17 protein-coding genes are annotated in these 19,480 nt (G+C 73.5%); 12 read left to right on the top strand and 5 right to left on the bottom strand.

All coding sequences use genetic code 11. The features are described from left to right. The first annotated feature begins 115 nt into the window (after positions 1-115). From ACIQGQ_RS02155 to sucD, 6 genes are all read left to right on the top strand, one after another. Complete coding sequence (locus tag ACIQGQ_RS02155) at positions 116-595, top strand: MmpS family transport accessory protein (protein ID WP_402389573.1); 480 nt, start codon at positions 116-118, stop codon at positions 593-595. A gap of 117 nt (positions 596-712) precedes the next feature. Then, on the top strand, positions 713-1,819 hold the full coding sequence (locus tag ACIQGQ_RS02150; RefSeq protein WP_402389570.1) for an AAA family ATPase: 1,107 nt from the start codon (positions 713-715) through the stop codon (positions 1,817-1,819). After that, positions 1,816-4,299, top strand: a complete 2,484-nt coding sequence (locus tag ACIQGQ_RS02145) for a DUF5682 family protein (RefSeq protein ID WP_402389567.1) — start codon at positions 1,816-1,818, stop codon at positions 4,297-4,299. The genes ACIQGQ_RS02150 and ACIQGQ_RS02145 overlap by 4 nt, the downstream gene beginning before the upstream one ends. Then, the gene (locus tag ACIQGQ_RS02140; RefSeq protein WP_402389565.1) at positions 4,296-5,513 is read left to right on the top strand and encodes a VWA domain-containing protein; all 1,218 of its coding nucleotides are present in this window, start codon (positions 4,296-4,298) and stop codon (positions 5,511-5,513) included. The genes ACIQGQ_RS02145 and ACIQGQ_RS02140 overlap by 4 nt, the downstream gene beginning before the upstream one ends. A gap of 322 nt (positions 5,514-5,835) precedes the next feature. Further along, positions 5,836-7,017 carry an ADP-forming succinate--CoA ligase subunit beta gene (gene sucC / locus ACIQGQ_RS02135; protein WP_402389562.1) on the top strand — a complete coding sequence of 394 codons (1,182 nt, stop codon included), beginning with the start codon at positions 5,836-5,838 and terminating at the stop codon, positions 7,015-7,017. A gap of 21 nt (positions 7,018-7,038) precedes the next feature. Next, positions 7,039-7,923: a succinate--CoA ligase subunit alpha gene (gene sucD, locus ACIQGQ_RS02130; protein ID WP_402389559.1), complete on the top strand. Its 885-nt coding sequence runs from the start codon at positions 7,039-7,041 to the stop codon at positions 7,921-7,923. A gap of 106 nt (positions 7,924-8,029) precedes the next feature. Here sucD and ACIQGQ_RS02125 read toward each other — a convergent pair whose 3' ends face one another. Continuing rightward, positions 8,030-8,980 (bottom strand): sigma factor-like helix-turn-helix DNA-binding protein, encoded by a 951-nt coding sequence (locus ACIQGQ_RS02125; RefSeq protein ID WP_402389557.1) that lies wholly within the window; start codon positions 8,978-8,980, stop codon positions 8,030-8,032. 116 nt (positions 8,981-9,096) lie between these two features. On the opposite strand from ACIQGQ_RS02125, the gene ACIQGQ_RS02120 reads away from it, so the two are divergent. Beyond that, positions 9,097-10,638 (top strand): DUF6350 family protein, encoded by a 1,542-nt coding sequence (locus ACIQGQ_RS02120; protein ID WP_402389554.1) that lies wholly within the window; start codon positions 9,097-9,099, stop codon positions 10,636-10,638. Here ACIQGQ_RS02120 and ACIQGQ_RS02115 read toward each other — a convergent pair. Further along, positions 10,628-11,443, bottom strand: a complete 816-nt coding sequence (locus ACIQGQ_RS02115; protein ID WP_402389552.1) for a hypothetical protein — start codon at positions 11,441-11,443, stop codon at positions 10,628-10,630. The two genes, ACIQGQ_RS02120 and ACIQGQ_RS02115, sit on opposite strands and share 11 nt — an antisense overlap. Positions 11,444-11,776: 333 nt before the next feature. Here ACIQGQ_RS02115 and purN point away from each other — a divergent pair, with 333 nt between their 5' ends. After that, a complete protein-coding gene (purN, locus tag ACIQGQ_RS02110; RefSeq protein ID WP_352273554.1) occupies positions 11,777-12,433 on the top strand; it encodes a phosphoribosylglycinamide formyltransferase in 657 nt (218 codons plus the stop codon). Then, on the top strand, positions 12,420-13,973 hold the full coding sequence (purH, locus tag ACIQGQ_RS02105) for a bifunctional phosphoribosylaminoimidazolecarboxamide formyltransferase/IMP cyclohydrolase (RefSeq protein WP_402389549.1): 1,554 nt from the start codon (positions 12,420-12,422) through the stop codon (positions 13,971-13,973). Before purN ends, purH begins: the two co-directional genes overlap by 14 nt. A gap of 66 nt (positions 13,974-14,039) precedes the next feature. Here the strand turns inward: purH and ACIQGQ_RS02100 are convergent, their stop codons facing one another. Further along, on the bottom strand, positions 14,040-14,780 hold the full coding sequence (locus ACIQGQ_RS02100) for an RDD family protein (RefSeq protein ID WP_402389546.1): 741 nt from the start codon (positions 14,778-14,780) through the stop codon (positions 14,040-14,042). Positions 14,781-15,005: 225 nt separating this feature from the next. Between ACIQGQ_RS02100 and ACIQGQ_RS02095 the strand changes: the two genes are divergently transcribed. The 3 genes from ACIQGQ_RS02095 (at position 15,006) to ACIQGQ_RS02085 (ending at position 17,945) form a co-directional block, all read left to right on the top strand. Next, entirely contained in the window at positions 15,006-15,869 is an 864-nt protein-coding gene (locus ACIQGQ_RS02095) for a bifunctional methylenetetrahydrofolate dehydrogenase/methenyltetrahydrofolate cyclohydrolase (protein ID WP_402389544.1), read from the top strand. A 21-nt stretch (positions 15,870-15,890) separates the two neighbouring features. Further along, positions 15,891-16,487 (top strand): DUF3017 domain-containing protein, encoded by a 597-nt coding sequence (locus tag ACIQGQ_RS02090; protein WP_402389542.1) that lies wholly within the window; start codon positions 15,891-15,893, stop codon positions 16,485-16,487. A 468-nt stretch (positions 16,488-16,955) separates the two neighbouring features. After that, on the top strand, positions 16,956-17,945 hold the full coding sequence (locus tag ACIQGQ_RS02085; RefSeq protein ID WP_402389539.1) for a malate dehydrogenase: 990 nt from the start codon (positions 16,956-16,958) through the stop codon (positions 17,943-17,945). 207 nt (positions 17,946-18,152) lie between these two features. Here ACIQGQ_RS02085 and ACIQGQ_RS02080 read toward each other — a convergent pair whose 3' ends face one another. Further along, positions 18,153-18,899, bottom strand: a complete 747-nt coding sequence (locus ACIQGQ_RS02080; RefSeq protein WP_402389536.1) for an isocitrate lyase/phosphoenolpyruvate mutase family protein — start codon at positions 18,897-18,899, stop codon at positions 18,153-18,155. A gap of 32 nt (positions 18,900-18,931) precedes the next feature. Next, the gene (locus tag ACIQGQ_RS02075) at positions 18,932-19,450 is read right to left on the bottom strand and encodes a carboxymuconolactone decarboxylase family protein (RefSeq protein WP_402389533.1); all 519 of its coding nucleotides are present in this window, start codon (positions 19,448-19,450) and stop codon (positions 18,932-18,934) included. Positions 19,451-19,480: the final 30 nt, after the last annotated feature.

Genomic DNA, 19,480 nt, shown 5'->3' with positions numbered 1-19,480 from the left:
CCCACTGACAATCGCCCTGACCTGCTGATTCACCGTCACGCAACCCACTTGACTTGACCTTCCCTTTGCGATTTTCTGCGGACATCAGACCCATCGATCCGGGGGGATCCAGCACATGAGCCACACCATTCGCCCCATCCGCACCACGGCCCGCACCATGCTCCGCGCCGCCGCCTGCGCGGCTGTCGTCCTCGGCCTCGGAATCGGCCTCACCGCCTGCTCGGGCACGGCCGAGAAGGTCGACAGGACCGTCGACAAGGCTGTGGACGACGCCGTGGACGAGGTGGTCGACGAGAAGTACGAAGTCACCTACGAGGTCACCGGATCGGGCGTCGACGAGATCCAGTTCCACGTCGACGGCGGCAAGGCCATGGACCCGAAGATCGAGAAGGTCGCGTCGCCCACGCTGCCCTGGCGCAAGACCGTCACCCTGCGCGGGATCACGCCGCCCGGTGTCACCCCGATCGCCCTCGACGCGGACGGGGCCGGGGTCACCTGCTCGATCACGTACAAGGGCAAGGTGATCGAGGAGGGGAAGGGGAAGGACATGCTCGCCGCCGGCGGCTGTGTGGCCGTGTCGCCGGTGGTCGGCTGACCTCGTGTCAGCAACGCCCCGACCGGCTCCGGCGGCCGGTCGGGGGCGATTGTCAGTGCCGTGGTGCACGGTGGAGAACGCATCGGGTCGACCGACCCGGAGGGGGGATCCACGACCGTGTCCGAATCCACTGCCACCGCCGGCGCACAGGCTCTCCGACCGCATGCCGAGGACGCCTTCGCCGATGAGCTGAAGGCCCTCGCCGCAGCCGACGACCGCCCGCGCCCCGCCCGTTGGCGGCTCTCCCCGTGGGCCGTCGCCACCTACCTCCTCGGCGGCGCCCTGCCCGACGGTACGGTGATCACCCCGAAGTACGTGGGCCCGCGCCGCCTCGTCGAGGTCGCCGTCACCACCCTCGCCACCGACCGGGCCCTGCTGCTCCTCGGCGTTCCCGGCACGGCCAAGACCTGGGTGTCGGAGCATCTGGCCGCCGCCGTCAGCGGCGACTCGACCCTGCTCGTCCAGGGCACCGCGGGCACCCCCGAGGAAGCCGTCCGCTACGGATGGAACTACGCCCGGCTCCTCGCGCACGGACCGAGCCGCGAAGCCCTGGTGCCCAGCCCGCTGATGCGCGCCATGTCCGAGGGGCTGACGGCGCGCGTCGAGGAGCTGACCCGCATCCCCGCCGACGTGCAGGACTCGCTCATCACGATCCTGTCCGAGAAGACACTCCCCGTGCCCGAGCTGGGCCAGGAGGTCCAGGCGGTCCGCGGATTCAACGTCATCGCCACCGCCAACGACCGCGACCGCGGGGTCAACGAGCTGTCCAGCGCCCTGCGCCGCCGGTTCAACACCGTCGTGCTCCCGCTGCCCGCCACGCCCGACGCCGAGGTCGACATCGTGTCCCGCCGGGTCGACCAGATAGGCCGCTCGCTGGACCTCCCGTCCGCCCCCGACGGCGCGGCCGAGATCCGCCGCGTCGTCACGGTCTTCCGCGAGCTGCGCGACGGAGTCACCACGGACGGACGTACCAAGCTCAAGTCCCCCTCGGGAACGCTGTCCACGGCCGAGGCGATCTCCGTCGTCACCAACGGCCTCGCCCTCGCCGCCCACTTCGGGGACGGGGTGCTGCGCCCCGGGGACGTCGCGGCGGGCATCCTCGGCGCGGTCGTCCGCGACCCGGCGGCCGACCGGATGGTCTGGCAGGAGTACCTGGAGACGGTGGTCCGGGAGCGGGACGGGTGGAAGGACTTCTACCGCGCCTGCCGAGAGGTCTCCGCATGACCGCGACCGGACACCCCGCGACGGGGGCCGTGCGGCCTGCGGCGGAACGCCCGCCGGGGCCGCTGCTGTTGGGCGTCCGGCACCATGGGCCCGGATCCGCGCGGGCCGTCCGGGCGGCGCTGGACGCAGCCCGCCCGAGGGCCGTGCTGATCGAAGGCCCCCCGGAGGCCGACGCGCTGCTGCCGTTCGCCGCCGACGAGCGGATGCGGCCGCCGGTCGCCCTGCTCGCCCATGTCGTCGGCGACCCGGGGCAGGCGGCGTTCTGGCCGATGGCGGCGTTCTCGCCCGAGTGGGTCGCCCTGCGCTGGGCCCTCGGTCACGGTGCCGAGGTCCGGTTCATCGACCTTCCGGCGGCACACTCCCTGGCCATGACCCGGGCCGAGGCGGAGGCGGCGGACGGCCCCGGCGGCGCCGGGGAGGCCGACGGGGCCGGGCGCGTCCCCGTCGACCCCCTCGGGGTGCTCGCCGAGACGGCGGGCTACGACGACCCCGAGCGCTGGTGGGAGGACGTCGTCGAGCACCGCACCGGGGGCGGCGGAACGGCGGACCCCTGGGCCCCGTTCACGGTGCTGGCCGAGGCGATGACCGCCCTGCGCGAGGCGTACGGCGACGGCGGCCACCCCCGCGACGCCGTGCGCGAGGCGCACATGCGCATCCAACTGCGCAAGGCCGTCAAGGAGTTCGGCGAGGACACCGCGGTCGTCTGCGGTGCCTGGCACGTCCCCGCGCTCGCCGCGCGGACCACGCTCACCGCCGACCGCGCCCTGCTCAAGGGCCTGCCCAAGGTCAGGGCCGAACTGACCTGGGTGCCCTGGTCGCACCGCAGGCTCGCCCGCAGGAGCGGCTACGGGGCGGGCATCGACTCGCCCGGCTGGTACGGGCACCTTTTCGAGGCCGGGGACCGCCCGGTCGAGCGGTGGATGACGAAGGTCGCCGGACTCCTGCGCGAGGAGGACCGGTTCGTGTCGTCCGCCCATGTCATCGAGGCCGTCCGGCTCGCCGCCGCCCTGGCCGCGCTCCGCGGCCGCCCGCTCGCCGGGCTGCCCGAGACGACCGACGCGGTCCGGTCCGTGATGTGCGACGGCTCCGACGTACCGCTCGCGCTCGTCCACGACCGGCTGGTCGTCGGCGAGACCCTCGGCGAGGTACCGGACGACGCCCCCGTCGTCCCCCTCCAGCGCGACCTCACCCGCCAACAGCGCACCCTCCGGCTCAGACCGGAGCCGCCGGAGCGGGAGCTGGAGCTCGACCTCCGCAAGGACAACGACGCGGCCCGGAGCCGACTGCTGCACCGGCTCCGCCTCCTCGGCGTCGACTGGGGCGAGCCCGCCGCCGGCCGGGGCGCCACCGGTACCTTCCGGGAGAGCTGGCGGCTGCGCTGGGAGCCCGAGCTGTACGTACGGGTCGCGGAGGCGGGCATCTGGGGCACCACCGTGCTCACGGCCGCCACCGCGAGGGCCGGGGCCGGGGCCGCCGGGGCGACCGCGCTCGCCGAGATCACCGCGCTCGCCGAGCAGTGCCTGCTCGCCGGGGTCCCCGACGCGCTGCCCGGCGTGATGCGGGCCCTCGCCGACCGCGCCGCGCTCGACGCCGACGTGGGCCGCCTCGCCGAGGCCCTGCCCGCGCTCGCCCGTACCCTGCGCTACGGCGACGTACGGTCCACCGACACCGCGGCGCTCGCCGGGGTCGCGGCCGGGCTCGCCGAGCGGATCTGTGTCGGCCTGCCCCCGGCCTGCACCGGCCTGGACGCCGAGGGCGCCGCCACCATGCGGGACCGGCTCGACGGCGTCCACGCCGCGATCGGCCTGCTCACCGGCGTGCCCGCCACCCGCACGGACGCGAAGCCGGGCGCGGGGGAGGCCGCCGGGGAGGACGGGCTGCGCGAGCGCTGGACGGCCGTGCTGCACCGGCTCGCCGCCCGGGACACGGTCGCCGGAACCGTCCGGGGCCGCGCCGCCCGACTGCTCCTCGACGAGGGACGGCTCGCGGAGGACGAAGCGGCCCGGCTCATGGGGCTCGCCCTCTCGCCCGGCACACCTCCGGCCGACGCCGCGGCGTGGATCGAGGGCTTCGTCGGCGGGGCGGCGGGCGGCGGCATGCTGCTCGTCCACGACGAACGGCTGCTCGGCCTGGTCGACGCCTGGCTCACCGGCGTGCCCGCCGACCGCTTCGCCGACGTGCTGCCCCTGCTGCGCCGCACCTTCTCCGCGTACGAACCGGGCGTCCGCCGCACCCTGGGCGAGCTGGTGGGCCGCGGCCCCCGCGCCGGGAGAGCCGGGGGAGCACCGGGCACCGGGGCCGCGGCGACGCTGCCCGGATTCGGGCCGGAGACGGACGCGGCCAGGGCCGCCGCGGCCGAGGACGTGGTCCTCCTGCTGCTCGGCGCCGGTCCCGGCACGGCCACACCCTCCGGCGCCGGGACCGCTCCCCGCGCCGGCACCGACACCGACACCGAGGAACAGCGGGGGGCGACGGCATGACGACGACCACGAACACCCCTGACACCACGAATACCCCGGACACCGGGAACGACGAACGGCTGCGCCGCTGGCGGCTGGTCCTGGGCGGGGACGGCGCCGAGGGCACCGGCCGCGCCCTCACCGGCCGCGACGCCGCGATGGACGCCGCGCTGGGCGCGCTCTACGGAGACGGGGGCGCCACCGGCGCCCGGAACAGGACCGGCCGCTCTGCCGGGCTCGGGGCGTCCGCTCCCTCCGTGGCCCGCTGGCTCGGCGACATCCGTACGTACTTCCCCAGCACCGTCGTCCAGGTCATGCAGCGCGACGCGTTCGACCGGCTCGACCTCGCGGCGCTGCTGCTGGAGCCGGAGATGCTGGAGGCCGTCGAGGCCGACGTCCACCTCGTGGGCACGCTCCTCTCGCTCGGCAAGGCCATGCCCGAGACGACGAAGGAGACCGCGAGAGCGGTGGTCCGCAAGGTCGTCGAGGACCTGGAGAAGCGGCTCGCCTCCCGCACCCGGGCCACGCTCACCGGCGCGCTCGACCGCTCGGCCAGGACCGACCGGCCCCGGCACCACGACATCGACTGGAACCGCACCGTCCGGGCCAACCTGAAGAACTACCTCCCCGAGTACGGCACCGTCGTACCCGAACGGCTCATCGGCTACGGGCGGGCCGCCCGGTCGGTGAGGAAGGACGTCGTCCTCTGCGTCGACCAGTCGGGTTCGATGGCTGCCTCCGTGGTGCACGCCGCCGTCTTCGGCGCCGTCCTCGCCTCCATGCGCACCCTGCGGACCAGGCTCGTCGTCTTCGACACGGCGGTCGTCGACCTCACCGACCAGCTCGACGACCCCGTCGACGTGCTCTTCGGCACCCGGCTCGGCGGCGGTACCGACATCAACCGCGCGCTGGCCTACTGCCAGTCGAGGATCACCCGCCCCCCCGACACCGTGGTCGTGCTGATCAGCGATCTCTACGAGGGCGGGATACGCGACGAGATGCTCAAGCGGGTCGCCGCGATGAAGGCGTCCGGGGTGCAGTTCGTGGCCCTGCTCGCGCTCTCCGACGAGGGCGCGCCCGCCTACGACCGCGACCACGCGGCGGCGCTCGCCGCCCTGGGCGCGCCCGCCTTCGCCTGCACCCCGGACCTCTTCCCCGAGGTGATGGCGGCGGCCGTCGAGAAGCGGCCGCTGCCCGTACCGGCCCTCGCGGCGGACGGGGAGGCCGGTCACTGAGGGGCACCCGTACCCGCGTCCGCGGGTCCGCGCCGGCCGTCACCGTCACCCCAATGGCACTGCCCGGCGGACCGCCCGGCGCGGAGCCGTCCGGCCCCGCCGCTTCCCGGACACCGGCAGGGTCTGTGACCGTAATCACCGCTCGGGCGCTATCTGTGATTTAGGGTCCTGCGGGCCTCGGGGATAACCTGCGAGATGGACATGCCGCGTGCCGGGCTCACCGTGTGCGCCCTCCTGGTGACCGTGCAGTCACGTTTTGCCCCTCGCGGCACGCCCACGCAGAAAACCAACCGCGAGACCATTGATTAAGGGACGGACGCGCGTGGACCTGTTCGAGTACCAGGCGAGGGACCTCTTCGCCAAGCACGGTGTACCGGTGCTGGCCGGTGAAGTCATCGACACGCCTGAGGCAGCCCGCGAGGCGACCGAGCGGCTGGGCGGCAAGTCGGTCGTCAAGGCGCAGGTGAAGGTCGGCGGCCGTGGCAAGGCCGGTGGCGTCAAGCTGGCCGCCACCCCCGACGAGGCGGTCGCCCGCGCGACCGACATCCTCGGCATGGACATCAAGGGCCACACGGTCCACAAGGTGATGATCGCCGAGCTGTCTCCGGAGATCGAGGCGGAGTACTACGTCTCGTACCTCCTCGACCGGACCAACCGCACCTTCCTGGCCATGGCCTCGGTGCAGGGCGGCATGGACATCGAGGAGGTCGCGGAGAAGACCCCCGAGGCCCTCGCGAAGGTCCCGGTCAACGCCGTCGACGGCGTCGACATCGTCAAGGCCCGCGAGATCGTGGCCCAGGCGAAGTTCCCGGCCGACGTGGCCGAGGGTGTGGCCGAGGCCCTGGTGACCCTGTGGGACACCTTCGTCGCCGAGGACGCCCTCCTCGTCGAGGTCAACCCGCTGGTGAAGACCAAGGACGGCCGCATCCTGGCCCTGGACGGCAAGGTCTCGCTCGACGAGAACGCCGACTTCCGCCAGCCCGAGCACGAGGCCCTTGAGGACAAGGCCGCGGCCAACCCGCTGGAGGCCGCCGCCAAGGCCAAGAACCTCAACTACGTCAAGCTCGACGGCGAGGTCGGCATCATCGGCAACGGCGCCGGCCTGGTCATGTCGACCCTGGACGTCGTCGCGTACGCCGGTGAGAACCACGGCAGCGTGAAGCCCGCCAACTTCCTCGACATCGGTGGCGGCGCCTCCGCCGAGGTCATGGCGAACGGCCTGGAGATCATCCTCGGCGACCCGGACGTCAAGTCCGTCTTCGTCAACGTCTTCGGTGGCATCACCGCGTGTGACGAGGTCGCCAACGGCATCGTCCAGGCGCTCGAGCTGCTCAAGTCCAAGGGCGAGGAAGTCACCAAGCCGCTGGTCGTGCGCCTCGACGGCAACAACGCGGAGCTGGGTCGCAAGATCCTTTCCGACGCCAACCACCCGCTGGTCCAGCGCGTGGACACCATGGACGGCGCGGCCGACAAGGCCGCCGAGCTCGCCGCGGCTGCGAAGTAAGGGACGAGGGACTCCAACACCATGGCAATCTTCCTCACCAAGGACAGCAAGGTCATCGTCCAGGGGATGACCGGCGCCACCGGCATGAAGCACACCAAGCTCATGCTCGGTGACGGCACCAACATCGTCGGCGGCGTGAACCCGCGCAAGGCCGGCACCTCCGTCGACTTCGACGGCACCGAGGTCCCCGTCTTCGGGACCGTCGCCGAGGCGATGGAGAAGACCGGCGCCGACGTGTCCGTCCTCTTCGTGCCGCCGGCCTTCGCGAAGGCCGCCGTCGTCGAGGCGATCGACGCCGAGATCCCCCTCGCGGTCGTCATCACCGAGGGCATCGCCGTCCACGACTCGGCCGCCTTCTGGGCGTATGCCGGCTCGAAGGGCAACAAGACCCGGATCATCGGCCCGAACTGCCCCGGCCTGATCACCCCCGGCCAGTCCAACGCCGGCATCATCCCGGGCGACATCACCAAGCCCGGCCGCATCGGTCTGGTGTCCAAGTCGGGCACGCTGACCTACCAGATGATGTACGAGCTCCGTGACATCGGCTTCTCGTCCGCCGTCGGCATCGGTGGCGACCCGGTCATCGGTACGACGCACATCGACGCCCTCGCGGCGTTCGAGGCCGACCCCGAGACCGACCTGATCGTGATGATCGGCGAGATCGGCGGCGACGCCGAGGAGCGTGCGGCCGACTTCATCAAGGCCAACGTCACCAAGCCGGTCGTCGGTTACGTCGCGGGCTTCACCGCCCCCGAGGGCAAGACCATGGGCCACGCCGGCGCCATCGTCTCCGGCTCCTCCGGCACCGCCCAGGCGAAGAAGGAGGCCCTCGAGGCCGCCGGCGTCAAGGTCGGCAAGACGCCGACCGAGACCGCCAAGCTCGCCCGCGAGATCCTCGGCGCCTGACCGCTCCCGCATCTGGCCGGAGCGTCACCGCACAGACGGCGCGGGCCCGTACCCCTCGAACCGAAGGGGTACGGGCCCGCGCCGTTTCCGTTCCCGGGCGTCCCGGTCAGCCGGTGCCGGGGACCAGCCGCGCCGGGCCCCGGAAGAGTTCGCCGCGGAGCTTCTTCTCCAGGCTCAGCTCCCGGGGCTCCGGCTCGTGGGAACCGCCGTGCGGCGGGACCCCGCCGATCCGCCGGGCGGGCGCCGCCGGGGTCTCGTGCCGGGTCGGGGCCGTCGCCAGGGTGAACAGCGTCAGCCCGGCGAGCAGCAGGGTGAACCAGAAGGTCGTCCGGGTCCACCGCCTGGCCCTGCGCTCGCTGTCCGTACGGACCAGGACGGGCGCGGGGAGCGTGCCGGGGGACGGGGACAGGGCGAGTGCGCCGAGCCGTTCGGCCAGCGGCGCCGGGTCCTCGGCGGCCTCGTCGCCGTCGGAGGGTGCGGGCACCAGCGCGTCGATCGCGGCCCGCGCGTTCAGCAGCCGGTTCGCCGCCGCCGGGGTGCTCGCCTCCGTCTCCGCCGCCGTCTCCGGCAGGCCCAGGCCCAGGCCGTCGTGGAGCACCAGGGTGCGGCGGTAGCAGGGCGGCAGCGCGAGCAGCGCGTCGAGCAGGGCGTGGTCGGCGGGCTCGGCCGGGGGCGGGTCGGGCCTGCGGTGCGCGCGGCGCAGCCGGTGCCAGGGCGACAGGGCGTACTCGTACCCGGCCGCCCGTACCCACCCGACCGGGTCCCGGTCCACCGCGACCTCGGGCCAGTGCTCCCAGGCCAGGGCGAAGGCGCGGGCGACGGACTCCCGGGCGAGGGCCCGGCGCCCGGTCAGCAGGAACGTCTGGTGGAAGAGGGCGGTGGCGCAGTGCGCGTACAGCGCGTCGAACGCCTCGGCGGCCCGGTCCCCGGCGCCGGGGGGATCGTCGGGGGCGGCGGTGGCGATGGCGGTGATGGTGGTGACAGCGGTGGTCTCGGTGTCGGGGGTTCCGGTGGGGGAGGGGCGGTCAGAGGGGGTGTTCTTCGAACGCCGCGTCATGCGGTTCCCTCCCATGGGCTACACCACGGAATAAAGCACATAAACATATATTGGGCGACACAGCGGGTATTCGACTGTTACGCGCATTAGGCGCGTGTCGTTGGCAGCATGGCCGTGTGAGCCAAGTAACCGAAAGCGGCCCGATGTTGTCGGCGGATCAGGGCCGGTCCGCCGCACTCCCCCTGGCCCTGCTGCGGGGAGCGGTCGCGGCCGGACTCGGGCTGGGCGCGATCACCGTTCTCGTCCTGGCGTTGTGGATCAGCTCCCCGGACTCCGGGGAGAGCCCCGCGAGCGCCCTCCACACGGCGGCCGCGCTCTGGCTGCTCGCCCATGGCGCCGAGCTGGTCAGGGCCGGTACGCCGAGCGGGGTGCCCGCCCCGGTGGGGGTGGTCCCGCTGCTGCTCGCCGTGGTGCCGGTGTGGCTGGTGCACCGTGCGGCGCGCGACGTCCTGGTGCCGGACGAGGAGCGGCCCGCCCTCTCGGCGCCGGTCGGCCTGGCGGCGGTCGTCGGCGGATATCTGCTGGTCGGCGCGGCGGTCGCGTACTACGCGCGGGGCGGTGCGCTGGCCGTGCGGCCGCTCGCGGCGCTCTTCCCGGCGGTCGCCGTGGTGGCGGGCGCGGCGGCGGCCGGGGTCTGGACGGCGGCCGGACATCCGGTCGCGCTGCCCGCCGGAGCCCCGGCGGCCCTGCACCGGGCGCTGGCGGGCGGCCGGCTCCGGGAGCGCGCGGGGACGGTGTGGCGTGCGGCGGCGGCCGGGGTGGCGATGCTGGTCGGCGGCGGTGCGCTGCTCGTCGCGGTCGGGTTGGTGTGGCACGCGCACCCGGCCCGGCAGGCGTTCGTCCAGCTCTCGGGCGACTGGCCGGGCCGGGTCGCGGTGCTGCTGCTCGCGGTGGTGCTGGTGCCGAACGCGGCGGTGTGGGGTGCGGCGTACGGGCTCGGCCCCGGCTTCGCCCTCGGTACGGCGTCCACGGTCACCCCGCTGGCCTTCTCAGGCCGCCCGGCGCTGCCCCGTTTCCCGCTGCTGGCCGCGGTGCCCGCCGAGGGCGCCGGGACGCTCCCGAACTGGGCGGCGCTCGGGGTGCCGGTCGCGGCCGGGGTGACCGTCGCCTGGTTCACGGTGCGGCGGGCCGCGCCGCCGTACTGCGAGCGCGAGGAGGCGTGGGGCCCGGGGGCGACCGCGCTGGTGGCCGCGGTCGCCGGGATCGGGTGCGGGATCGGTACGGCGGTGCTGGCCGCGGCGGCCGGGGGGCCGCTGGGGACACGGGCGCTGGCGGAGTTCGGCCCGGTGTGGTGGCTGACCGGCGCGGCGGCGGCGGCCTGGGTGGTGGTGCTGGGCGTGCCCGGCGCGCTGCTGCTGCGGTTCTGGCGGCTGCGGGGGCCGGTCCGCAGCGGCTGGTGGTGGCTGACCGGCGCGGTGCCGGCGCGCGAGCGGGAGCTGGCGCGGGCGCGGGAGAAGGAACGTGCGCGGGAGCGGGCCGAGGCGTACGCGTCCGCCGCGGCCACCTCCGGCAACGCCGGAACGCCGTCCGCGCCCGTCGCGGACCCGGACCTCGCGCCGTACGACTTCCTGCCGGCCGACCCCTGGTACGGGCGGACGGCCCGGCCCGAGGAGGCCGGACCGTCCGGGAGCGCGGGAGGGGCGGGACTCAGTCCCTGACGCCGAAGATCGGCTCCAGCGGCTTCGGCAGCTGCTCGTTGCAGGACAGCTGGCCGGCCTTGGTCAGGGCGTCGTTCACGCAGGTGTAGTAGTCGCGGTAGACGAGCTGCACGGTGAAGGTCATGGCGACGATCGAGAGCGCGAGCAGCGCCGTCACCAGGCCGCTGACCGCCGCCGTGGTCTGCTGCCTGCCGCCGACCGGGGCCGCCGGGGCCGCCGGGGCGCCCGGCGCGGCCCCCGGTGCCGGGGCCGCCGTGGCAGCCGCACCGCCCGCGGCCGGGCCCTTCGGCTTCGACCTGAGCGAGCTGATCGCCCAGTACACCGCGAGCGAGCCGAGCAGCAGGGCGATCTCCGGGAGGTCGAAGAGCGCGAAGAAGAAGGCCCACATGCCGCAGAGCAGCGCGTAGCGCGCCCGCCGCTGCGCGGGGTCCGTGGGGTCCCAGCGCAGCCCGCCCGGGGTGCCCTCGGGGCCGCCCTGGCCGCCGCCCGTCCCGCCCTGCCCCGGGCGGCCGCCGAAGCCGCCGCTCTGCCGGCCGGGCTGGCGGCTGCTCCACTGGCCCCAGGCGGGACGGTCCCCGGAGGAGCCCTCACCGTTCCCGGAGCCGTCCTCGCGGCCGTTCCCGTCGCCGTCGCCCTTCGCGATGTTCACCGGGCGGCGGGGCTGCCAGGGCTGGTCGGGCCGGTTCTCCGGCGGCGGGGCGAAGGGGTTGTCGTCGCTCCCGCCCGGACCCCTCCCGCCCTGGGAAGAGGCGTCCCGCTCGGGCAGCGGCTGGCGGAAGGCGGTGCGGCGGCGTCGGTCCGGCATGTGGTGAACGTCTTCCCCATCTCGTCATTTCCGCCCCGTGGACGGTTCGCTGTCCCCTGACGCTACCTCCCGGCCGGGAGCCGCCGAAAGCTGGGAGCGCGGCCGGGACGCCGGTGGCCGCGGCGCCGGACCGGCCGCCGCGGCGCGGGGCCGCCGACCCCCGTCCCACGGGGGTCCGCCGCGGTGCCGGTATCGTTGCTGGCGGTCGGCCGGTTCGTAGAGTTCCCCGTATCGAGGGGCTCGGTTCTTTCGTACGACCGTACAAATCAGCGTCGCGCCGCTCCCCGACGTGGGCGGAGCGCGCCGGAACACCACGCGAGAAAGGGCCCAGCCGTGGCCTCCCCGCCCCCCTCCGCCGCCCCGGCACGCCTGGTCGTGCTGGTCTCCGGTTCGGGTACGAATCTCCAAGCCCTGCTCGACGCCATCGGTGACGATCCCGAGGGCTTCGGCGCGCGGGTCGTCGCGGTCGGCGCCGACCGCGACGGCATCGCCGGTCTCGAACGGGCGGAGCGCGCCGGCATCCCGACGTTCGTCCGCCGGGTCAAGGACCACGCCACCCGGGAGGAGTGGGACGCCGCGCTCGCCGCCGCGACGGCCGAGCACCGCCCGGACCTCGTGGTGTCCGCGGGGTTCATGAAGATCGTGGGGCGGGAGTTCCTCGCCCGCTTCGGTGGCCGGTTCGTCAACACCCACCCCGCCCTGCTCCCCAGTTTTCCCGGTGCCCACGGGGTGCGCGACGCGCTCGCGTACGGCGTGAAGGTCACCGGCTGCACCGTCCACTTCGTCGACGACGGCGTCGACACCGGTCCGATCATCGCGCAGGGCGTGGTCGAGGTGACCGAGGAGGACTCACCGGAGGGCGAAGCCGCTCTCCACGAACGCATCAAGCAAATCGAGCGCAAGCTGCTCGTCGAGGCCGTGGGGCGGCTCGCCCGCGACGGTTATCGCATTGAGGGACGAAAGGTTCATCTCGGTCATGTCGGTGAATAAGCCCATCCGTCGCGCCCTGGTCAGTGTCTACGACAAGACGGGGCTCGAAGACCTCGCACGCGGTCTGCACGAGGCGGGTGTCGAGCTGGTCTCCACCGGCTCCACCGCCGGCCGGATCGCCGCCGCCGGCGTCCCGGTCACCAAGGTCGAGGAGCTCACGGGCTTCCCCGAGTGCCTCGACGGCCGCGTGAAGACGCTGCACCCGCGCGTCCACGCCGGCATCCTGGCCGACCTGCGCCTGGACACCCACCGCGAGCAGCTCGCCGAGCTCGGAGTGGAGCCGTTCGACCTGGTGGTCGTCAACCTCTACCCGTTCAAGGAGACCGTGGCCTCCGGCGCCTCGGCCGACGAGTGCGTGGAGCAGATCGACATCGGCGGCCCCTCGATGGTCCGCGCCGCCGCCAAGAACCACCCGTCGGTGGCCGTGGTCACCAGCCCCGCCCGGTACGCCGACGTGCTGGCCGCGGTGAAGGCCGGCGGCTTCGACCTGACCGCCCGCAAGCGGCTGGCCGCCGAGGCGTTCCAGCACACCGCCGCGTACGACGTCGCCGTGGCCTCCTGGTTCGCGGACGACTACGCCGCCGCCGACGACTCGGGCTTCCCCGACTTCTTCGGCGCCACGTACGAGCGCGGAAACGTGCTGCGCTACGGCGAGAACCCGCACCAGCCCGCCGCCCTCTACACCTCGGGCACCGGCGGCCTGGCCGAGGCGGAGCAGCTGCACGGCAAGGAGATGTCGTACAACAACTACACGGACACCGACGCCGCGCGCCGGGCCGCGTACGACCACACCGAGCCGTGCGTCGCGATCATCAAGCACGCCAACCCGTGCGGCATCGCGATCGCCGACGACGTCGCCGAGGCGCACCGCAAGGCCCACGCCTGCGACCCGCTGTCGGCCTTCGGCGGTGTCATCGCCGTCAACCGTCCGGTGACCACCGCGATGGCCGAGCAGGTCGCGGAGATCTTCACCGAGGTCATCGTCGCCCCGGCCTACGAGGACGGCGCGGTCGAGATCCTGGCCCGCAAGAAGAACATCCGGGTGCTGCGCTGCCCCGACGCCCCGACCGCCCCGGTCGAGGTCAAGCCGATCGACGGCGGCGCGCTGCTCCAGGTCACCGACCGCCTCCAGGCCGAGGGCGACGACCCGGCCAACTGGACGCTGGCCACCGGCGAGGCGCTGGGCGAGGCCGAGCTGAGGGAGCTGGCCTTCGCGTGGAAGGCGTGCCGCGCGGTCAAGTCCAACGCGATCCTGCTGGCCAAGGACGGTGCCTCGGTCGGCGTCGGCATGGGCCAGGTCAACCGGGTCGACTCCGCGAAGCTGGCCGTGGAGCGGGCGGGCGAGGAGCGGGCGCGCGGTGCGTACGCCGCCTCCGACGCGTTCTTCCCGTTCCCCGACGGGCTGGAGATCCTGACCGCCGCGGGCGTCAGGGCGGTGGCCCAGCCGGGCGGTTCGGTCCGTGACGAGCTGGTCGTCGAGGCCGCGAAGAAGGCCGGCGTGACGATGTACTTCACCGGCACGCGCCACTTCTTCCACTGAGGTCCCACGCACGAAGGGCCGGAACTCCGCGAGGAGTTCCGGCCCTTCGTGCGTGCGCGGGGTGCGTTACTTCTTGACCACCAGCGTGCCGGCGGCACGGTCGTGCCAGCCCTGGAGCTTGCCGGAGTTGTCGAAGAACGGCGAGAGGTAGACCAGCAGCGCGCCGATGTAGCAGAGGAAGACGCCGACGATCGGGATGATCCAGCGGATGAAGCCGGAGCCGAGGCCCGGGTTCATGCCGGTGTTCTCCTTGACGACCTTCAGGCCGAGGGCCATCTTGCCGAGCGTCTGGCCGAGCAGCGAGATCATCAGCCACTCGTAGAGCAGCGTGATCAGACCGAAGATCGCGATCATGCCGAACATCGTGGCGATGACGCTGCCGCTCGCGTCGTTCACACAGGCCTGGTAGCCCGGGTCCAGGGAGCTGCCGCAGTTCTCGATGTCCTTGGCGGCGCCCATCGCACCGGCGACACCGATCGCGCTGAGGATGGCGTAGAGCACACCGATGATCACGCCGTCGAGGGCGCGGGCGCCGAGGCGGCGGCCCATCGAGGCGACCTGGACGGTGCCCAGCACGGGCACGTTGATGTAGCCGTTGTTGGCCTGGAGGGTGCCCGGGGCCTGGGGCGGGTAGCCGTAGCCCGGCTGGCCCTGCGGGGGCTGCTGCGGGTAGCCGTAGCCCGGCTGGCCCTGCGGCGGCTGCTGCTGCGGGTAGCCGTAACCGGGCTGGCCCTGCGGCGGCTGGCCGGGCTGCTGGCCGTACGGGTTGTTCGGGTTCGGGTTCGGGTTCGGGTCGCCGAAACTCATCTGGGCGTTCCTCCAACGTGCACTGCGGGGACGATGCGGCCGCACGGAGGAAAGAAAGGTCAGTGGTCCGCCCCCCGGTACTACTGCGGCACTGCGGCCATAATCGTTATAAACAGAATGTAAGTTTGTCCAGTCGCGGTTGGGGCTTGTTGCGCAAGTGCAACATCACGCCACTGACGGCGGCCGAATTGGTACCTGGGCGGGGTCATCCGAGAGGATGGGGGCATGACTGCCCAGATTCTCGATGGCAAGGCCACCGCAGCCGCGATCAAGTCCGATCTCACCGTCCGTGTGGCGGCCCTCAAGGAACGGGGCATCACCCCCGGCCTGGGAACCCTGCTGGTCGGGGACGACCCGGGCAGTCGTTGGTACGTGAACGGCAAGCACCGCGACTGCGCGCAGGTCGGCATCGGCTCCATCCAGCGCGAACTCCCCGACACCGCCACCCAGGAGGAGATCGAGGCGGTCGTCCGCGAGCTGAACGAGAACCCCGACTGCACCGGGTACATCGTGCAGCTCCCGCTCCCCGACGGGATCGACACCAACCGTGTCCTGGAACTGATGGACCCGGCCAAGGACGCCGACGGTCTGCACCCGATGAACCTCGGCCGCCTGGTGCTGAACGAGGCGGGCCCGCTGCCGTGCACCCCGCAGGGCGTCGTCCAGCTGCTCCGCCACCACGGCGTCGAGATCAAGGGGGCGAACGTGGTGGTCGTGGGCCGGGGCGTCACCATCGGCCGCCCGATGCCGCTGCTGCTGACCCGCCGCTCGGAGAACGCCACCGTGACGCAGTGCCACACCGGTACGCGCGACCTCTCCGCCCACCTCAAGCAGGCCGACATCATCGTGGCCGCCGCCGGGGTGCCGCACATCATCAAGCCCGAGGACGTGAAGCCGGGCGCCGCCGTGCTCGACGTCGGCGTCAGCCGGGACGAGAACGGCAAGATCGTCGGGGACGTCCACCCGGGCGTGGCCGAGGTCGCCGCCTGGATCTCCCCGAACCCCGGCGGCGTCGGCCCGATGACCCGCGCCCAGCTGCTCGTCAACGTGGTCGAGGCGGCCGAGCGCAACGCCGCCGCCGCCGGCTGACCCGATCCGGAGGAAACCCCCATGGGTGCTGCTACGAGCCCGGCCGACCGGGCCGCCGAGACGGGCGGCCCGTCCGCGCGCCCGCCCGGGCCCCCGAAGACGGCGAGCGGGTCGCACGTGCCGGACGCGGACGAGCGCGCGGCGGACGGTCCGTCCGGGGCCGACGGGGCAACCGCGGGCGGGGACGATCCGGCCACGGCCGGGGAGAGCGGTGGCGCGCGCCGCTCGCGACGGTTCCCCTCGCTCACCCGGGACACCGCCCGCCCCGAGGGCGGTGGCCGGGCCGCCCCCGGCGACGCGCCCGCCCCGGCCCGGCAGTGGCCGCTGCTCGCGGTGCTCTGCACGGCCGGGATCGGGCTGCTGATCGTGGCGGTCGACCCCTTCGCCGAGGCGTTCCGGGTCGGCACGATACTGATCGGCTGCGCCCTGCTCGGCGGTGCCGTGCTGCGGCTCGTGGTGCCGTCGGTGGGCATGCTGGCGGTGCGGTCCCGCTTCACCGACCTGGTGACCTACGGGCTGCTCGGCTTCCTCATCGTGATGCTCGCGCTGGTGGCGCAGCCCAAGCCGTGGCTGGACATTCCGTTCCTGGAACAGGCCGTCCACTTCACCATCCGCTGACCCCGTACCCGGACCGGTGCCCGTCCCCTCCCCCGAGCGGGACGGACACCGGCTGACGGGGCCCACAGGGCGTACGGCCCTGCCGGGTGGCGGTCGAGCGTTCCCGCCCCGTCCGGATTCAGCCTGGTCGACGGGGTGGAACGGAACAAGGCATGGCCAGGGCCTGTGGCACGGAAGTGACCATTCCGCCACCGTGTGAGCGTCCGGCAACGGAGTGTTCCGGGCCCGGTGGCGGGGCGGCCGGGCGGCCCCGCCCGTGGGGTGCGCGGTGGCGGGCCGAGGGCCGTACCGGATTCGGCCGGGTGAGCGCTGTGTCACCGGTTGTGCGCGGTGCCACAGGGGGCAGAGCGGCCGGGAGGTTCCGGGTCGGATAGCCTGACCGCTGGATATCTCTTCACATCAAGATTCAGGGATGTCCAGCACCAGGGGCCAGGAACCCCCACCGCCAGCTGTCTAACGGAGATCGCCATGACCCGCACTCCCGTGAATGTCACCGTGACCGGCGCAGCCGGCCAGATCGGCTACGCGCTGCTCTTCCGCATCGCCTCCGGCCACCTGCTCGGCCCGGACGTGCCGGTCAACCTGCGTCTCCTGGAGATCCCGCAGGGCCTGAAGGCCGCCGAGGGCACCGCGATGGAGCTCGACGACTGCGCCTTCCCGCTGCTGCGCGGCATCGAGATCACCGACGACGCCAACAAGGCGTTCGACGGTGCCAACGTCGCCCTGCTCGTCGGCGCCCGCCCGCGCACCAAGGGCATGGAGCGCGGTGACCTGCTCTCCGCCAACGGCGGCATCTTCAAGCCCCAGGGCAAGGCCATCAACGACAACGCCGCGGACGACATCAAGGTCCTCGTGGTCGGCAACCCGGCCAACACCAACGCGCTGATCGCCCAGGCCGCCGCCCCGGACGTCCCGGCCGAGCGCTTCACCGCGATGACCCGCCTCGACCACAACCGGGCGATCTCGCAGCTGGCCGCCAAGACCGGTGCCGCCGTCTCCGACATCAAGAAGCTGACGATCTGGGGCAACCACTCGGCGACCCAGTACCCCGACATCTTCCACGCGGAGATCGCGGGCAAGAACGCCGCCGAGCTCGTCAACGACGAGGCGTGGCTGGCCGACACCTTCATCCCGACCGTCGCCAAGCGCGGCGCCGCGATCATCGAGGCCCGTGGCGCGTCCTCGGCCGCCTCCGCCGCCAACGCCGCCATCGACCACGTGCACACCTGGGTCAACGGCACCGCCGCGGGCGACTGGACCTCCATGGGCATCCCGTCGGACGGCTCCTACGGCGTGCCGGAGGGCATCATCTCCTCCTTCCCGGTCACCACGGAGAACGGCACCTACAAGATCGTCCAGGGCCTGGAGATCAACGAGTTCTCCCGTACGCGCATCGACGCCTCGGTGAAGGAGCTCACCGAGGAGCGCGACGCGGTGCGCGAGCTCGGCCTGATCTGATCCCCGATCCGGCCCGTACGCCTTCGGCGCGTACCCCCGTCGCCCCCGGCAGCACTCCGCCGCCGGGGGCGACCGCCGTTCGGCGGGTGTGACGGAACACCCCCGGGTGTCACGTTCCTTTCACGGGTGCCGCCAGGAGTTCCGGTACGGGGGTGCCCCCGCCGCCGGTACGGATCGACGCCGCGCACCCGGCCGTGCGTACGCCCGCTACTCGTGCCGCAGCTCGTCCGCGAACCCGCGCACCGCCGCCATGGCCCGCCGCTGGAACCAGGGCCCGAAGGTGATCCGGGTGGCGCCGAGCCCGCCGAGACGGCGCGGGCCGGGACCGTCCGGCCGGGCGAGCGCGTTGAGCGGGCCCGGGACGGCGGCGGCCAGCCGGGGCAGCGCCTCGGGCGGGGCCATGATCGGGTACACGCACTCCGCGCCCGCCGCCACGTACAGCAGCGCCCGGCGCACCGTCTCCGCCTCCGTCCCGGGATCCGCCTCCGGGAAGAGGGGCGAGCCGTGGACGTACGTGTCGACGCGGGCGTTGACGAAGAGGGCGTCGCCCGCCGCCTGCCGGACCGCCGCGAGCCGGTCCGCCTGCCGCTCGGCCTCGACGAGCACGCCGTCGGCCGAGTCCTCCAGGTTGCAGCCCGCGGCCCCGCTCTCCAGCAGCCGCTCCACCAGCTCCTGTGGCGGCAGTCCGTACCCCGCCTCCACGTCCGCCGAGACCGGCACGGAGGCCGGGACCGCCCGGACGATCCGGGCCACGGCGGCGAACATCTCGGCGGCGGGCGCCGCCCCGTCCGCGTACCCCAGCGAGTCCGAGACCCCCGCGCTGGGCGTCGCCAGCGCCGGGAAGCCCGCCTCGACGAAGGCCCGGGCGCTCGCCGCGTCCCACGGGCCGGGCAGGACGAGCGGGTCGTCCGGGGTGCGGTCGTGGTGCAGGGCGCGCAGGGCGGCGGCGGTCACGCGGGGCTCCTTCGGGCGGGGCGGGCGGTGGATCAGTGGTTGATGTCGCCCGGCGTGTAGTGGCCGGGGACCATGCGGGTGGTCACGGCGAAGCGGTTCCAGGCGTTGATCGCGACGATCGCGGCGATCAGGTGGGACAGCTCGGCCTCGTCGAAGTGCTCGGCGGCCCTGTCCCACACCTCGTCCGGGACGAAGCCGTCGGTCAGCACGGTCACCGCCTCGGTCAGCTCGATCGCCGCGATCTCCTTGGGCGTGTAGAAGTGCTTCGACTCCTCCCAGGCGCTGAGCTGGACGATCCGCTCGACGGACTCACCGGCCGCGAGCGCGTCCTTGGTGTGCATGTCGAGGCAGAACGCGCAGTGGTTCAGCTGCGAGGCGCGGATCTTCACCAGCTCGCCGAGGACCGGGTCGATCCCCTTCCGGGCCGCCCCGTCGACCCGGACCAGCGCCCGGTAGACCTCGGGGGCGTGCTGGGCCCAGGACTGCTTCAGACGGGGGGTGTGCTCGGGGTTGCGTCCGGCAGCGGGTGCGGTGTTCTCGTTCGTCGTCATGGGTACGACACTAAGGCCGCGATGGCACAT

It is taken from the genome of Streptomyces sp. NPDC092952 (genome assembly GCF_044754785.1).
GTDB lineage: Bacteria > Actinomycetota > Actinomycetes > Streptomycetales > Streptomycetaceae > Streptomyces.
Note: the sequence above shows the minus strand (reverse complement) of the source record. Positions and strands in the feature narration are given on the sequence as shown.

Excerpts from the sequence above, each read along its gene's own strand:
- ACIQGQ_RS02140 (WP_402389565.1), top strand. The coding sequence starts at position 4,296 with ATGACGACGACCACGAACACCCCTGACACCACGAATACCCCGGACACC.
- ACIQGQ_RS02125 (WP_402389557.1), bottom strand. The coding sequence starts at position 8,980 with ATGACGCGGCGTTCGAAGAACACCCCCTCTGACCGCCCCTCCCCCACC.
- ACIQGQ_RS02115 (WP_402389552.1), bottom strand. The coding sequence starts at position 11,443 with ATGCCGGACCGACGCCGCCGCACCGCCTTCCGCCAGCCGCTGCCCGAG.
- ACIQGQ_RS02085 (WP_402389539.1), top strand. The coding sequence starts at position 16,956 with ATGACCCGCACTCCCGTGAATGTCACCGTGACCGGCGCAGCCGGCCAG.
- ACIQGQ_RS02155 (WP_402389573.1), top strand. The coding sequence starts at position 116 with ATGAGCCACACCATTCGCCCCATCCGCACCACGGCCCGCACCATGCTC.
- ACIQGQ_RS02095 (WP_402389544.1), top strand. The coding sequence starts at position 15,006 with ATGACTGCCCAGATTCTCGATGGCAAGGCCACCGCAGCCGCGATCAAG.
- ACIQGQ_RS02100 (WP_402389546.1), bottom strand. The coding sequence starts at position 14,780 with ATGAGTTTCGGCGACCCGAACCCGAACCCGAACCCGAACAACCCGTAC.
- ACIQGQ_RS02075 (WP_402389533.1), bottom strand. The coding sequence starts at position 19,450 with ATGACGACGAACGAGAACACCGCACCCGCTGCCGGACGCAACCCCGAG.
- ACIQGQ_RS02090 (WP_402389542.1), top strand. The coding sequence starts at position 15,891 with ATGGGTGCTGCTACGAGCCCGGCCGACCGGGCCGCCGAGACGGGCGGC.
- purH (WP_402389549.1), top strand. The coding sequence starts at position 12,420 with ATGTCGGTGAATAAGCCCATCCGTCGCGCCCTGGTCAGTGTCTACGAC.
- sucD (WP_402389559.1), top strand. The coding sequence starts at position 7,039 with ATGGCAATCTTCCTCACCAAGGACAGCAAGGTCATCGTCCAGGGGATG.
- ACIQGQ_RS02145 (WP_402389567.1), top strand. The coding sequence starts at position 1,816 with ATGACCGCGACCGGACACCCCGCGACGGGGGCCGTGCGGCCTGCGGCG.